Below are 14159 nucleotides of genomic sequence, written 5' to 3' on the forward strand. Positions count from 1 at the left end.
CCGTTTGCGCTGGCTGTGCATGGCGGCGGCACTGCGGCGTTGGAGCTTGAGCGAGGGGATGGGGGTGTCCGTGGATATCATGCGAGAGGAATCGGGCAACGAACCCGTCGCGGCATTCTCGATGTCGCATCCGGCGGTGCCGGCGCTCTACATGGTGCTGACGCTGGGGCTCACCATGTTCTCGATGCAGCCGGTACTGCTTGCGCTGTCGCTTGCGGGCGGGCTGGCGTATGGGTTTGCGACGCGCGGCGTCGCACGCACGTTGGGGGCGCTTCGCTGGCAGCTGCCGGTGATTTTGATTATCGCGGTGCTCAACCCGTTATTTAGCGCTTCGGGCTCGACGGAACTGTTCCGTATTGGCATGCGTGCGGTGTATCTGGAGAGTATGGTATACGGCCTGTGCATGGGCGGGCTGTTTGTGGCGAGCGTGCTGTGGTTTGAGGCCGCGGCGTCGATGCTTAGCTACGACAGGGTGCTTGCACTTTTGGGTAACACCGCGCCGGTGATCGCGCTCATGATCTCGATGTGTATGCGGCTTATCCCGCAGTTTTTGCGTCGCGGTCGCACGGTGCTGGCGGTGCAGGATGCGATTGATGTGCCGGGCCGCGCGCCGGCCGACCCCGTGCGTTCGCGCCTACGGGCATCGAGCGTGTTGATGGGCTGGGGCATGGAAGATTCGCTAGAGCGTGCGGACGCCATGCGCTCCCGTGGGTGGGGCGCCGCGGCGCGTCGCACGACGTACGCGCGGTATCGGCTGGCGCGCGGCGACGTTGCCGCGCTGGTTGGGCTTGCGCTGTTTGGCGTGGCCACGGCGGCAGTGGCGTGGACCGCGACGATGCAGTATTCGTTTTACCCGCAGCTTTCGGTGCCGGCGCCGTGGCCTGGCTATGTTGTATACGCGACCTGGATGGCGCTGCCCTGCGTGCTGCATGCGATTGACGAGAAGAGGTTTGGCTGATGGCTCGGTTGGACGGGAGCATCATGGCGGACGCGGTGTGCGGCTCGGATATACCGGCGATTGAAGTGCGGGGCCTGCGCTTTGCCTACCCCGGGGCCGAAGTGCCGGTGTTCGAGGGGCTCGATTGGCGTGTTCCCCAAAGGACGTTTGCGTTGCTTGTCGGTGGTACCGGGTCGGGCAAGTCGACATTACTCTCGTTGCTCAAGCCCGAGATTTCGCCGGCGGGCGAATGCTCCGGCGAGCTGCGCATGCTGGGCGAAAGCGTTGCCGACATGGACGTTCGCGCGTCCGCGGAGCGCGTGGGCTATGTGTTTCAGGACCCCGAGAACCAGATTGTGTGCGAAACCGTGTGGCACGAGATGGCGTTTGGCCTGGAAAACTTAGGCATGTCACGCGACGAGATGCGTCGTCGCGTGGCCGAGACCAGTTATTTCTTTGGGGTGGAGGATTGGCTCCACCGCGATACCGATACGCTTTCGGGCGGACGCAAGCAGCTGCTGTCGCTGGCAGCCGTGCTGGCGTTGCGCCCTCGCGTGCTGCTGCTCGACGAGCCCACGTCCCAACTGGATCCCGTTGCCGAGAAAAATTTTCTGCATGCGCTGTTTCGCGTGAATCGCGAGCTGGGCTGCACGGTTGTTGTGGCAACGCACCAGCCGCGCCCGATGCTTGAATACGCGACGTGCGCGTATCGGATTGAGGGCGGGCGCGTATGCGAGGTCGCTGACATCGCCTCCTTGGGGCATCGCGAAGAGCTGTTTTCTGGCGAGGTGCCAGGGTGGGGTGGCTCGTGGCGTGCAAAAAACGGAGTTTTCAGCAGCGCCAGTGGCCGGCCGGGCTATTTGGACCCGCGCGTGGGCGCTTCGGGCGCAAAAAAAAGACCGAAATCGGACAAATCGGCTGAATTTGAGGCGCAAATCCTGTCGCAAGACGACTCGGGGGCGCCGTCGTGCGCCGGTGGATGCCGAATACTCCCAAAAATGCACGCTGGGTCGGCTACCACCCTGGCAGGGGGCTGGTTTCGCTACGATCGAGCGTCCGGCTGGGTGCTGCGCGGGCTCGATGCGTCGTTTTCGGCAGGCGCGGTGCATGCTGTTGTGGGCGGTAACGGCTGCGGTAAGTCGACAATGCTTTCGGTGCTGGCCAAGACGGTCAAGTTGCAGCGTGGGCATATGGAGCGCGGGGCGGCCTCGGCGGCACTGCTGCCTCAGAATCCCAAGGCGCTGCTGGTTGCCGAGACGGTGCGCGAGGAGCTGATGGAATGGGCTTCGACCTGCGGATATGACGAGGCTATGGCGCGAGAGCGCGCGACGAGTCTGGGATTGTCCGGCTTGGATGGGCGCCATCCGTACGATCTTTCGGGCGGGCAGCGCCAGCTGCTTGCGTTGGCAAAGCTGCTGTTGATCGGCCCCGAGCTGCTATTGCTCGATGAGCCCACCAAGGGTCTGGACCTGGCCAGCCGTCGCATCATCGCCCGCGCCCTGCGCGACCATGCGGAGGCTGGCGGTACCGTCATCATGGCAACGCACGATCTGGGTTTTGCCGAGCAGGTTGCCGATGACATTGCCATGATGTTCGACGGTGAGATTGCCTGCATGGAGCCGCCCGCCGACTTTTTTGCCGACAATGTGTTTTATAGGGCGTGATGGGATGGCGGATTATCGCGTCTTGCGCCTACTCGCAAAACTGGAGATCCCACTGCTGCTGGCGGTGCCAGTGGTAATGGCCGCGGCGTTGCTGGCAGGCGTTGAGCAGGCGGCGCTTGCCATGCTTGTCGTGGTGGCGCTGGTGCTCGCGCTGTTCTTTGCGGGCTACGAGGCGTCGCGACCGGGCCTGCGCCAGATTATGCCCACGCTGGTTCTGGCGGCGTTGGCCGCGGCGGGGCGTATCTTGTTTGGCCCCATTCCCGACTTTAAACCCGTGAGCGCCATCGCCATTATCGCCGGGGCGACGCTCGGTCGTCGTAACGGCTTTATGGTCGGTGCGCTGGCGACGCTGACCAGCAATTTCTTTTTTGGGCAGGGCATGTGGACGCCGTGGCAGATGTATGCCTGGGGTCTGGTCGGCTATGTTGGCGGCGCGCTGGCGCATGCGGGTGCGTTCGACCGTGCCGATGGAACCGTGCGCATGCCGGCGCTGATGGCGTACGGCTTTGCGTCGGGCCTGCTCTATGGCGCCGTGATTAACGCCTACGACATCATCGGTTTTGTGCAACCGCTCACGTGGGCGGGCGCCGTGGCGCGTCTTGCCACGGCGGTACCGTTCGATATCACACACGGCCTTGCGACCTGCGTGTTCTTGGCCGCTCTCTACAAACCTTGGTGTCGTCGCATTAACCGTGTCCTCGTGAAATACGGGCTGTAGTGGCGGTTGCGCCGGGGCGAGAATCAATACTGTCGAAGTGCCATTTTAAAACTATGTCGGTTTACGGGGCTAGATTGGCACAGGCAGACCATACCGGCTTTTCCCGAAAAAAGACGAGCCGTCTACCTGCGGTTTTATTTTGCTTGAATTGCGTTTGGTTGGGGATTTGCGATTCAGCCCCGTAAACCGGCATAGTTTTAAAATGGCCGGCTGATATGACGGGCGTCGTGGCCCTCAGAGAGCCAAATCGATCCGTTTTCTTCCGCCCCCAGACGTCCCCAGGGAATCAGTTGACGGCGCTTGCCACGAAACTGGCCCATCTACTACGTTTAGCTTGATACCCCCGACCATGACCGCGCTTTATGAAAAACCGCAGGCTTTCTACCTGCGGTTTTCTTTTTGCGTTGTTCGCTGTGGTTGAGGGTAGTGGTTTAAACGTAGTAGATGGGGCAGTTTCGTGGCGGGTGTGCCGCGTGGATTCCCTCGCGAGGTGAACATGATCCGCTTTGCTTCGTCCCCGAGGGGTCGGCTGGTGCTAGAGCTCTAGGGTGAGGGTGACGGGGCAGTGGTCGCTGCCAAAGATGTCGCCGCGGATGCCGGTGTCGCGCACGTTGCCGGCGATGGCGTCGCTCACCAGGAAGTAATCGATGCGCCAGCCCGCGTTGTTCTTGCGGGCATTAAAGCGGTAGCTCCACCAGCTGTAGACGCCCTCGACGTCGGGATTTGCCGCGCGCCAGGTATCGGTAAACCCGGCGTCGAGTAGCTCGGTAAACTTGCCGCGCTCCTCGTCCGAAAAGCCTGCGTTGCCGCGGTTGGACTTGGGGTTCTTGAGGTCGATCTCCTCGTGCGCGACGTTAAAGTCGCCGCAGGTCACCACGGGCTTGCCGGTCTCGCGCTCGAGTCCCGCCAAAAAGCCGCGATAGGCATCGTCCCAGGCCATGCGCACATCGATGCGCGCGAGCTCATTTTGGGCGTTGGGCGTATAGACGTCCACAAACCAAAACTTGTCGAACTCGAGCGCGCAGACGCGGCCCTCGGTCGCGGCCTGCGCCACGAGCTCGGCTGCCGCGCCCTCGCCGGCGTAAGGCAGCAGCGCATCGGCGCGCAGCACGCGCAGCGGTTCCTGGCGGCTAAAGACCGCAGTGCCCGAATAGCCTTTACGCTCGGCGTAGCTCCAGGTTTGGTGATAACCGGGCAGGTCGATATCGGCCTGGCCCTCCTGCAGCTTGGTCTCTTGCAGCGCCAGGATATCGACATTGAGCTCCTGTGCGATCTGGATAAAGCTCGGGTCCTTTTTGAGCACGGCGCGCAGACCGTTGACGTTCCACGAGGCGAAAGTGTAAGTCTGAGGCATGGTGTCCTTTCGACGGGGTTTGCAGGCTTAAGATTAGCGCAAAAGGGGCGGTGGTGGGCTCCGCGCGTGCTGACTCAAAGGCCGCATGCTGGGATGTCGCCCGACGCTGCCCGACCAACAAGGACGGAGGACTCATATGACGCAGGCGATATCGGATCCCGAGCGGGCCTCCGCCGCACTGGCGGAGCTGTTTGGTACCCACAAGCGTGTGGTCTTCTTTGGCGGCGCCGGCGTTTCCACGGCGAGTGGCATCCCCGATTTCCGCAGCGTGGACGGCCTATATCACCAACAGTTTGCCTACCCTCCCGAGACCATGCTCTCGCATAGCTTTTACGAGGCGCATCCGGCCGAGTTCTTCGACTTCTACCGCACCAAGATGATCTCACTTGGCGCCAAGCCCAACCGCTGCCACACCAAGCTGGCCGAGCTGGAGCGTGCCGGCAAACTAAATGACGTGGTGACGCAAAACATCGACGGCCTGCATCAGATGGCGGGCTCGCAGCGCGTGTTCGAGCTGCACGGATCGGTCCATCGCAACATTTGCCAGTCGTGCGGCGCGGTCTATAGCGCCGAGTGGATTTGTGCCCGCGGGCACGAGGACGCCGCGGGTGTGCCCGTGTGCCCCGCGTGCGGCGGGCGCATTAAGCCCGATGTGGTGCTCTACGAGGAGCCGCTCGACGAGCATGTGCTGACCGACGCCGTTGCCGCCATTGCCGCGGCCGATGCCCTCATTGTGGGCGGGACCTCGCTCGTGGTGTATCCGGCGGCGGGTCTTACGCGATACTTTATCGGCGATACGCTGGCCATATGCAATCTTGCTCCCACCGATCAGGATGCAAATGCCGACCTGCTGATTTCTTGCGACATCGCTGCCGCGTTTGCGTTCTAGCCCGCGCGCGCGGATACAATAGAAAGACTAATTGCAAAGCGACCCCGCCGCCTGCGCCCGAGCGTGGCGGCGCGGGCATTTTAGGAGGATGTTCATGGCGAACGACAGCAAGACATGGCGGTGCGGAAAGTACGAGCTCAGCTTTGACCGTCCGCGCATCATGGGCGTCCTCAACGTGACGCCCGATTCGTTTAGCGACGGCGGGGAGCATTTCGACCCGGATGCCGCCATCGAGTACGGCCTGGCGATGCTCGACGCCGGTGCCGACATCATCGACGTGGGCGGCGAGTCCACGCGCCCCGGTTTTACCCCGGTCAACCCCGACGAGGAGGCTCGCCGCGTGCTGCCCGTTGTGCGTGCGTTGGCCAAAGAGGGCGCCATCGTCTCGATCGACACACGTCACGTGGCGGTTGCCAAGGCGGCCGTGCGCTGCGGCGCCTCGATCGTCAACGACGTGACGGGATTCACCGACCCCAAGATGGTCGAGTTTGTCGCGACGAGCACCTGCGGCGTCATCGTGATGCACGCCGGCGAGGTCGCCGCGCCCGCCCGCACGCATGCAACGGTGCAGCTCGATACCTCTGCCGCGGCGTTTGTTGCCGAGAAGGCGCGCGAGGCGGCTGCCGAGGCCGCGCGCGAGGCCGAGAAGCCCGCTCGCCGTCGTCGCGGCAAGCTGCTGGGCGAGCCCAAGACGGAGGCCAAACTGCCGGGTGGCGTGGTGCATCCCTCGCTGCCGTTTGGCGATCCGGAGCCAGCGCCCGAGCCAACGGGCGAGCAGAAGCAGGAGACGCCGGCCGCCGAGCAGGTTGCCCCTGCCGCCGAGGCCGCCGCGACCCCTGAGCCCGCGCCGGAGCCCAGCGATCACTTGGCCGCCATGATGCGCCGCAGCGCCCGCCGCGAGGAGGCTTATGTGCCCACCTCGCAGCTCCGCCGCTTTACCCTGCCCGATTCGGCGCCCATCATGCGCCGCGTCATGGGCTTTCTGTCCGATCAGGCCCGCGCGCTCATCCACGCCGGTGTGTCACGCGACCGTATCTGCATCGATCCGGGTCCGGGTTTTGGCAAGACGGCCAACGAAGACATCGTCATCCAGCGCGAGACCGCCAAGATGGCGTCGCTGGGCTATCCGCTCATGTGCGCCGTGTCGCGCAAGCGCTTTGTGGGCGCCGTCTCGGGCGTGACCGAGGCCGCCGAGCGCGATGCCGCCACATTTGGCGTGTGCCTGGGCGCTATCCAGGCCGGTGCCAACATCGTGCGCGTGCACGATGTCACCGGCTTTGCGCAGTTCCTGAACGGCTACTGGGCTGTTTCCAAGCCGCAGCCGCGTCGCGCGTTTGTGGCCGTGGGCTCCAACCTGGGGCATCGTTGCGACAACATCCGCGCCGCGCGCGACATGATCGCCGAGATTCCGCTCACCTGTGTGTCCAACTGCTCGCGCATCTACGAGAGCGAGCCGGCCTACGAGACGCGCCAGGACGCGTTTGCCAACGCTGTCATCGAGATCAAGACCGAGCTGGCGCCGCTGGTTCTGCTCGACGAGCTTATGAAGATCGAGGCCGAGCTGGGGCGCGACCGATCCAAGAAGGCCAAGGTCAACGGCCCACGCACCATCGACCTGGACCTGCTGTGGATGGATGGCGAGACCCATGGCGGCAAAAAGCTGCGCCTGCCGCATCCGCTCATTGGCGAACGCGACTTTGTGCTGGTGCCGCTTGAGGACCTGATGCACGACCCGGCGCGGTTCTTCCGCTACAACGGCGTCGAGGTCAAGGAGCCCGAGGATCGCGTGGGCCATATCGTGGGCGAATTGGGGCGTATGTAGATGATTGAGATGAACACTGTAGCCGTCGGTGCCGAGCTTGACGCCGCGCGCGACGCGGGTCGCGAGGGTGCGCCCGCGGGCTGGTGCGCTTGGAGCGTGGGCGAGGCGTCGTTGACGTTTTCGCTGGTCGTGCGCCCGGATGTGAATATGCACGCCTTCCATGGCCTGCCGTTTGTGGCGGCGATGGGCATGATGGACGCGCTCGCGGGAACGGCATCGACGTCGGGGCTGGGTCTTGCCGGTAAGGTGGGCATTCAGTGGCCGAGCGATATTGTGTGCGGCGCGCCCGCGTTTGAGACGTCGTTTGCACGCGTCGCCGCCAACGGTGGCGCCGGTGCCGCGGGTATGTTCGGTGCCGTGACGGTGGATATTGAGCGCGCGGCGCTGGGCGAACTTGGCGTGGATGTGACCGATGAAGCGCTGGTCGAAGCGCTGGCTACCGCCGTGTTGACCCGCGTGGACGCCTGGGCGGTTGTCGCCAACACGCCGCAGGGCGCCGCCGGCCCGCTGGCTCCCGTGCTGGGCGAGTACTTCGACATGGTGCCGCTGCTGGGCCGCCAGGTTGCGGCGGTGTCGCCCAACGGCTTGCCGCTTGCGGTCGGTGTGTTTGCGGGCCTGGACATCTGGGGTCGCGCGACCATCAAGACCGATTCCGGCGAGCAGGAGTTTCCGCCCGAGGCCGTACGGATTCGCGGGCTGTAACGCGAGATGTCCGCGCTCAAAGATAATGATGACAACAAGACCCTCCCCGGCAGAGTGAACTGCCTCTGCCGGGGAGGGTCTTTGCGCGACTACAGGGTGGCATCGCGGCCCTATTCCTCGAAACTGAAAATTTTTCGTTTTTGAGGAATAGGATTAAGGCAGCTCGGCCTTTCGCGAGGTATATTCGCTATAGAGCCTATTCCTCAAAACTGAAAAATTTTCGTTTTTGAGGAATAGAGATAAAGGACCGCGAGGAGGCCCCGATGAAACTCATCAATAGAGCGTCATATATGGACACGTTGACGAGTCTTATTGGCGTGCCGGATATCAAGGTCATCACGGGCATCCGCCGCAGCGGTAAATCAAAATTGCTCGAGGCCCTCCGCGATTACGTGGAGGCAAATCTGCCTAATTCGAATGTCATCCATATCAACTACAACCTCGATGAGTTCGAGAACCTGCTCGAGTATCACGCGTTGCTCGCTTATGTAAAAGATCATCGGGTGCCCGGCAAACAAAACTTTCTGCTTATCGATGAGGTTCAGATGTGCGAAGGTTTTGAGCGTGCGATCAACAGCCTTCACGCATCCGAGCATTATGACATCTTCATTACCGGATCGAATGCCTTTTTGCTGTCGAGCGATCTGTCGACGCTCTTTACGGGGCGCACGTTCGAGATCGAGGTTTTCCCATTCTCGTTTGAGGAGTATCGTCTCTATGGCGACGAGGGCGAGGTCGACCGTGGCTTCGATGAGTATGCGAGAACCGGCGGTATGTCTGGCTCTTACCCTTATCCACTGCAGGAGCAGCGCTATCAATATCTCTCCAACGTCTTTAAGACGCTCATTGTGAGAGATATCGTGCAACGGCATAACGTGAGAAACGAATCGGCGCTGCTGCGCATTGCCGATTACATGATGGACAACGTTTCCAACATTACGTCGGCACGCAACATTACCGATGCATTAAATGCGGATGGACTAAAGATTACGAACAAGACGGTCGGTGCGTACATGGGGTACCTGTGCGATGCGTTTGCCTTCTATAAAGTTCGCCGATACGACATTCGCGGCAAGAAATACCTTAAGAGCGGCGAGAAGTATTACCTGGCGGACCACGCGTTCAAATACGCGCTGCTCGGTACACGCGATATGGACTGGGGTCGCGTGTACGAGAACATAGTGGCCATCGAGCTGCTGCGCCGCGGATATGAGGTATACGTCGGCGTACTCTATAAAAAGGAAATTGACTTTGTAGCAATCAAGCGAAGCGAGAAGCTCTACATTCAGGTGAGCGACGACATCAGCTCGGATAAGACATTTGAACGCGAGATTTCACCACTGCTGAGCATTGGCGACGCGTACCCCAAGATGATTCTCGCCCGCACGCATCACGAGGCCACGGACCGCGACGGAGTGCAGATCGTGGACCTGGCGAGGTGGCTGTGCGGCGAGGCGTAGCGTGCATCGAGCCTATTCCTCAAAACTGAAAAATTTTCGTTTTTGAGGAATAGAAAGGCTTTGAGCCTCTTAGAAAGCCATTGGGCTGCCTTTCCGGTGCGAGATTTGTGTCCGCGCCGTGCGAAATAATAGTTTATGTCCTAACGATGGGAGCAGACTATGGCTGACAAAGCAAATTCGGCGTGTCCACAGGCATGGAGGGTTGCAAAATCCCTATCCGAGAAAATACTCGCTCAAGGCAAGAACGGGGTTTGGTCGCCTGCGTGCGTCGCGAGCTTGTTGACGATTGTACGAAAGGGTGCCTCGGGCGCCACATGTCGGGAGCTCGACATGCTCCTGGGCGATGGCGACATGTTTAGCGAGCGTGATCCCTTCGGCATCGAGCTGGAGCGGAACTGGGGCTATGACGGTTATGATGCGAGCACGGCAACGGCAGCTTGGCTTTCCAGGTCCGCGAGCCCATCGGAGGCGTTTCTGCACGAGTGCGACAAATGCAGCGTGCGTGTGTCAATCGATGACTTGGCCGATCCGCGCGTTAGCCAACGGGTGACCGATTGGGTAGCCGAACAAACTCACGGCCTGTTGTCGCCAAGCATCGAGTTATCACCAGTGGCTCTTGCCTGTCTTGTGAGCGCGCTTTACATGAAGGATGCATGGGCGGATCCGTTTGACGGCGAATCGACCAAAGTTGAGACCTTCCATGCAAAGAACGGCGATGTTCAAGCAGCGTTTATGCGTGGCAAGCGCGATTGTGCGGTGATCGTCGAGAGCGGCAGGGTTGCCTTCTTGTTGCCGCTCAGCTCCGATGCCGGCGTGTGTTTTGTTCTTCCGAGCGGCGAGGATGATCATGTTGATGACGCGCTTGGGCTATTCGAGCGTCTGTCCCAAGGCGAGGGAGAATGGGAGCCCGTCGACCTGGGGATTCCTCGCTTTGAATGCGAGTCGACGCTCTCGGACGTCTGCTCGCTGCTAAAGGCCGCCGGCATCTCTACGGCAACTGCGATGGAGCTTACACCTATGGTGGGGGTAGAGGGGACTCCAACGCAGATTGTCCATGGCGCGAATTTCGCTGTCGATGAGAACGGCGTAGAGGCCGGCGCGTACACGGTGATGGTCGCTGTCGCGGGCCTTCCGCCGGAGAACCCGCCAGAGCCGCGCAAGATAACGCTTGACAGGCCTTTCTATGCAGCGCTCGTGTCTCGCACCGGCGTACCGCTCTTTGTGGCAAGCGTCGCGCTGCCGTCGGTGGACGTGCAAGAAAGGTGAGGTTGAGGTTTGCGAAGGGGGCTGCTATGCCAAGGGTTGCCAACGTACTCTTTCCAGCTGACTATTTTGAAAAGATAGCTCCAGATGGGTCGATGCGCATCGAATATGAGTCTGCGTGTGCTGAGGGGCGTCTTGACGTGGGGCTTTTCGATCTGGAACTGTTCGAGGAGCGTGGAGAGCTTGCGCTCTGATTTTCTAGGCCATCGGACTGATGCGGGGGTAATCAACCGCATGTTCACGGAGTTTATGGTCAAGGACTATGTAAAGTCGGTCAAAGGGACGAGGTTTCCCGTTAGCTTTCGCGCTCCCGTGAGCCAGGAGCGCATGGGCGGGATTGTTAAAGAGTTCGTCAAGCTCCGCGGGGACCTTTTCACGGTCGGTATTGTCTGCAAAGAGTACGTTGATCTGGCCCGCTACGGTGGTGCAACGAATGAATGGAGAGCTTTCTATCTCGACGGGAATCTCCTCACCGTATGCCGGAATTCAAATCAGCCGACCAATGTTGCGAAGCCGCCCGAGGAGCTTGTACTGGCGTGCTCAAATCTTGGGAGCCCCTACTACACCGTGGACTTTGCGGAGCGAGTGGATGGAACCTGGATTGTGGTGGAGACCGGCGACGGGCAGGTGTCGGGCCTCGCTGCGGCGCAGGATCCGGCTATCTACTATCAAGTGCTTGCGGATGCCCTCGAAAGGCGGGATGCGGACGGAGGCCGGGCTTGTGCGTCTGGCATTCGGACCTAGTGCAACACTACGCCGCGTTTGCCGAGGGGGCGGCGTCGCGACACGAAAGCGACGCTGTCGCATTTGTGTCGGTCTTTCTGTTTTTGATGAAACGTAGTCGCTTGATCTGGCTCACGGAGGGGTTGGAGAACTAGAGTCACCTAGTCCGTGCGTCAGAGAAACCGAGGGGTTAAGACAGTGCTCACGCTTGGCTCCGGTCCCTGTCTTACCCCAGCTCCTGCATGCGGCGGTAGATTTCGCAGATACCCTTAATGGTGAGCTGTCCATCGACCACGTCGAAGGCATCGGTCGAATCGGCGACGATGCCGGCGAGGCCTCCCGTGGCGATAACGGTGGCATCCTCGCGGCCCAGCTCGCGCTTCATGCGCGCGACCAGGCCTTCGGCCATAGCGGCGGTGCCCACCACGGCGCCGACCTTGATGCACTCCTCGGTATCGCGGCCGATGGCGTGCTCGGGCGCCTCGAGCGGCACGCTGGCGAGCTTGGCGGCGCGGGCGGCAAGTGCATCCATGGAGATGCGGATGCCCGGCGCGATCGCTCCGCCAATGTAATAACCGTCCTCATCGATGACGTCGATATTGGTTGCGGTGCCAAAGTCCACCACGATTGCCGGCGCGCCGTAGAAAGTCTCGGCCGCAACGGCGTTGGCAACGCGGTCGGCACCTACGGCCTGGGGACGCGCCGCGCGCAGCTTGGTCACGGCGGCCGTCTGCGGCCCAATGACGATGGCGTCTGCGGCAATGCGGTCGGCCACGGCATGCCATTCACGCGAGAGCTGCGGCACCACGCCCGCAAAGGCGATAGCATCGACCGCGTCGAGCGAAAGGCCGTACATCTTAAAAAAACCCATCAGGCGCACGTGGATCTCGTCGGCGGTATAGGAGCGGTCGGTGGGCATGCGCCACGACTGCACCAGCTCGTCTCCGTCAAACAGGCCCATGGCCGTCTGCGTGTTTCCCATATCGATAGCGAGCAGCATGTCTACTCCCGGTTTCGGCATAAAAGGACGCGCACCATTGTATACGTGCTGTCGACGGCGCTCGGCTGCGATTCGTTTACGGTGATATGGGCTGAGGGGTTTTAAATATGAAGGAATTATGCTCTACGAGAGTTTCCTTGCCGTCCACCGAACTCCCGAGTAATATTCTTTCTTGCGCACATGAGGCGCCCAGACATTGCGGGGTGGAGCAGTCTGGTAGCTCGCCGGGCTCATAACCCGGAGGTCGTAGGTTCAAATCCTGCCCCCGCGACCAAGAACTTGCAGCTCGGAAGCAAAATTGCTTCCGAGCTTTTTCTTTATCGGGTTACCTTGCGGGTGAATCCTGAGTCAATTTATTATGTGAAACAGATAAACCATTGATAATCGCGGGCCGGTCGGCTTGACTTATCGACCGATAAACTCCAATTGGGAGGAGTTCCGGCGGTCCTTAGCTAAAATAGTGACGTCTGAATAACAACAAGGGAGTCGCTATATGAAGACCGTCTACGATGCCCTTGATTCTATCGTCAATGGGTCGGCAACGACCAAGGAGAAGGGCGACAAGTACGAGGCGGCCTGCATTTACTATCTCAAGAACGACTCCTTCAACGCGCTGTTCTTTTCCCGCGTCGGGACGATAGCCCGGGCACTCGAATGGGATAACAGTTTGTTTTAAGGGAAAGGAAGCCGTATGGCGAAAAAGGGATATATCTTCTGGGACAGCGAGACGGCGAATCCCCAGCAGAGGATATGCCAGGTCGCCTACATCCTCACGGATCTTGAGGGAAACTGCGTGGGCGACCCGGTTTGCCGGGTGATCAATCCTGAGAGCGAGATTGGTTGGTGGAGCAGGTCTCATCTGGAAATCGATTGGGACTCACTGGACGACATGCCGACCTTTGTCCACTTCTGGGAGGATGCCGGTCTGGCGGATTTGCTGCGAGACTACATCCTGGTCGCGCATAACGCCAACGGCGCCGACATCCACCACATCAAGAAGAGTCTGGCTGCCTACGACATCGAAATGCCCGAGATCGAAGTGGTCGATACGATGCTGGTGGCGAAGCAGAATGGTCTGCCGGGAGCGCTTGTCGATCTCTGCGAGCATTACGGAGTGCATCTTGATAGCCACCACGATGCCATGTGCGACGCCGAGGCGTGCCTTGAGATTTTCCATAGGCTGGTCGGCGAGTTCGGTGCGCTCGAGCCTGCCGTTTGGGCCCCGAATGCTTCCTCCCATCATGGCCGCAAGCGTGTTTTCACGGGCTTGGGACTGGTGAACGGGTCGCAGGAAACCATCGAAGAGGTTTTGGCGAAAGCCGAGGAGGCGGGCCACAGGGGCGATCCGGGCGAAATCACCGATCCGGTCGGACTCAAGGTGAAGGTATCCGGCGTTACTCCGGGCTACAATCGCGATGAGATCCTTGCCGCACTTAAGGAATGCGGGATGAAAGCGACCGATGGCAAACCCGCGCAGAGCACGAAGTACCTCGCAATAGGCGACAATGTGGGACGAAGCAAGCTCGACGCAGTTTTCAACGGCAACTCGCAGGCAAAAATCGTCACAACGGGCGAGTTACTTGAGGTCATGAACCGATTTGGCAAGGCGGAATAGAAGGGAAGGCTC

The 14159-nt window shown here is 60.8% G+C and carries 14 protein-coding genes and 1 tRNA gene; 13 read left to right on the top strand and 2 right to left on the bottom strand.

The features are described from left to right. Positions 1-79: 79 nt before the first annotated feature. Genes ACTQ1S_RS01360 through ACTQ1S_RS01370 form a run of 3 tightly spaced genes read left to right on the top strand, consistent with a single transcriptional unit; the run spans position 80 to position 3319 of the window. Positions 80-958, top strand: a complete 879-nt coding sequence (locus ACTQ1S_RS01360) for an energy-coupling factor transporter transmembrane component T family protein (protein ID WP_441546938.1) — start codon at positions 80-82, stop codon at positions 956-958. Between the two features lie 23 nt (positions 959-981). Further along, positions 982-2601: an ABC transporter ATP-binding protein gene (locus tag ACTQ1S_RS01365; RefSeq protein WP_441546881.1), complete on the top strand. Its 1620-nt coding sequence runs from the start codon at positions 982-984 to the stop codon at positions 2599-2601. A 4-nt stretch (positions 2602-2605) separates the two neighbouring features. After that, positions 2606-3319, top strand: coding sequence for a DUF6580 family putative transport protein (locus tag ACTQ1S_RS01370; protein WP_441546882.1), 714 nt, complete (start codon positions 2606-2608; stop codon positions 3317-3319). 535 nt (positions 3320-3854) lie between these two features. Here ACTQ1S_RS01370 and ACTQ1S_RS01375 read toward each other — a convergent pair. Further along, positions 3855-4673, bottom strand: a complete 819-nt coding sequence (locus ACTQ1S_RS01375; RefSeq protein ID WP_154516667.1) for an exodeoxyribonuclease III — start codon at positions 4671-4673, stop codon at positions 3855-3857. Positions 4674-4809: 136 nt separating this feature from the next. Here ACTQ1S_RS01375 and ACTQ1S_RS01380 point away from each other — a divergent pair, with 136 nt between their 5' ends. From ACTQ1S_RS01380 to ACTQ1S_RS01410, 7 genes are all read left to right on the top strand, one after another. Further along, positions 4810-5562, top strand: a complete 753-nt coding sequence (locus ACTQ1S_RS01380; RefSeq protein ID WP_441546883.1) for an NAD-dependent protein deacylase — start codon at positions 4810-4812, stop codon at positions 5560-5562. 94 nt (positions 5563-5656) lie between these two features. Next, positions 5657-7384, top strand: coding sequence for a dihydropteroate synthase (gene folP / locus ACTQ1S_RS01385; protein WP_441546884.1), 1728 nt, complete (start codon positions 5657-5659; stop codon positions 7382-7384). Next, positions 7385-8086 (top strand): hypothetical protein, encoded by a 702-nt coding sequence (locus tag ACTQ1S_RS01390; protein WP_441546885.1) that lies wholly within the window; start codon positions 7385-7387, stop codon positions 8084-8086. 263 nt (positions 8087-8349) lie between these two features. Then, positions 8350-9546 carry an ATP-binding protein gene (locus ACTQ1S_RS01395; protein WP_441546886.1) on the top strand — a complete coding sequence of 399 codons (1197 nt, stop codon included), beginning with the start codon at positions 8350-8352 and terminating at the stop codon, positions 9544-9546. A gap of 159 nt (positions 9547-9705) precedes the next feature. Further along, on the top strand, positions 9706-10812 hold the full coding sequence (locus ACTQ1S_RS01400; protein WP_441546887.1) for a serpin family protein: 1107 nt from the start codon (positions 9706-9708) through the stop codon (positions 10810-10812). A 26-nt stretch (positions 10813-10838) separates the two neighbouring features. Beyond that, positions 10839-11003 carry a hypothetical protein gene (locus ACTQ1S_RS01405; protein ID WP_441546888.1) on the top strand — a complete coding sequence of 55 codons (165 nt, stop codon included), beginning with the start codon at positions 10839-10841 and terminating at the stop codon, positions 11001-11003. Positions 11004-11043: 40 nt separating this feature from the next. Then, positions 11044-11553, top strand: a complete 510-nt coding sequence (locus ACTQ1S_RS01410) for an ATP-grasp domain-containing protein (protein WP_441546889.1) — start codon at positions 11044-11046, stop codon at positions 11551-11553. Between the two features lie 205 nt (positions 11554-11758). On the opposite strand, the gene ACTQ1S_RS01415 is transcribed toward ACTQ1S_RS01410, so the two are convergent. Then, a complete protein-coding gene (locus tag ACTQ1S_RS01415; protein ID WP_427718022.1) occupies positions 11759-12532 on the bottom strand; it encodes a type III pantothenate kinase in 774 nt (257 codons plus the stop codon). Between the two features lie 197 nt (positions 12533-12729). Between ACTQ1S_RS01415 and ACTQ1S_RS01420 the strand changes: the two genes are divergently transcribed. The 3 genes from ACTQ1S_RS01420 (at position 12730) to ACTQ1S_RS01430 (ending at position 14147) form a co-directional block, all read left to right on the top strand. Beyond that, positions 12730-12806: transfer RNA gene (locus ACTQ1S_RS01420), tRNA-Met, on the top strand. 219 nt (positions 12807-13025) lie between these two features. After that, positions 13026-13208: a hypothetical protein gene (locus ACTQ1S_RS01425; protein WP_441068278.1), complete on the top strand. Its 183-nt coding sequence runs from the start codon at positions 13026-13028 to the stop codon at positions 13206-13208. A gap of 15 nt (positions 13209-13223) precedes the next feature. After that, a complete protein-coding gene (locus ACTQ1S_RS01430; RefSeq protein WP_441546890.1) occupies positions 13224-14147 on the top strand; it encodes an exonuclease domain-containing protein in 924 nt (307 codons plus the stop codon). The last annotated feature ends 12 nt before the right edge of the window (positions 14148-14159 follow it).

Source organism: Collinsella sp. LCP21S3_D3, assembly GCF_052118305.1.
Taxonomy (GTDB): Bacteria; Actinomycetota; Coriobacteriia; order Coriobacteriales; family Coriobacteriaceae; genus Collinsella.

Bases quoted from the DNA above. Each gene is read 5' to 3' on its own strand.
- ACTQ1S_RS01360 (WP_441546938.1), top strand. From the start codon at position 80: ATGCGAGAGGAATCGGGCAACGAACCCGTCGCGGCATTCTCGATGTCG.
- ACTQ1S_RS01365 (WP_441546881.1), top strand. From the start codon at position 982: ATGGCGGACGCGGTGTGCGGCTCGGATATACCGGCGATTGAAGTGCGG.
- ACTQ1S_RS01370 (WP_441546882.1), top strand. From the start codon at position 2,606: ATGGCGGATTATCGCGTCTTGCGCCTACTCGCAAAACTGGAGATCCCA.
- ACTQ1S_RS01375 (WP_154516667.1), bottom strand. From the start codon at position 4,673: ATGCCTCAGACTTACACTTTCGCCTCGTGGAACGTCAACGGTCTGCGC.
- ACTQ1S_RS01380 (WP_441546883.1), top strand. From the start codon at position 4,810: ATGACGCAGGCGATATCGGATCCCGAGCGGGCCTCCGCCGCACTGGCG.
- folP (WP_441546884.1), top strand. From the start codon at position 5,657: ATGGCGAACGACAGCAAGACATGGCGGTGCGGAAAGTACGAGCTCAGC.
- ACTQ1S_RS01390 (WP_441546885.1), top strand. From the start codon at position 7,385: ATGATTGAGATGAACACTGTAGCCGTCGGTGCCGAGCTTGACGCCGCG.
- ACTQ1S_RS01395 (WP_441546886.1), top strand. From the start codon at position 8,350: ATGAAACTCATCAATAGAGCGTCATATATGGACACGTTGACGAGTCTT.
- ACTQ1S_RS01400 (WP_441546887.1), top strand. From the start codon at position 9,706: ATGGCTGACAAAGCAAATTCGGCGTGTCCACAGGCATGGAGGGTTGCA.
- ACTQ1S_RS01405 (WP_441546888.1), top strand. From the start codon at position 10,839: ATGCCAAGGGTTGCCAACGTACTCTTTCCAGCTGACTATTTTGAAAAG.
- ACTQ1S_RS01410 (WP_441546889.1), top strand. From the start codon at position 11,044: ATGTTCACGGAGTTTATGGTCAAGGACTATGTAAAGTCGGTCAAAGGG.
- ACTQ1S_RS01415 (WP_427718022.1), bottom strand. From the start codon at position 12,532: ATGCTGCTCGCTATCGATATGGGAAACACGCAGACGGCCATGGGCCTG.
- ACTQ1S_RS01425 (WP_441068278.1), top strand. From the start codon at position 13,026: ATGAAGACCGTCTACGATGCCCTTGATTCTATCGTCAATGGGTCGGCA.
- ACTQ1S_RS01430 (WP_441546890.1), top strand. From the start codon at position 13,224: ATGGCGAAAAAGGGATATATCTTCTGGGACAGCGAGACGGCGAATCCC.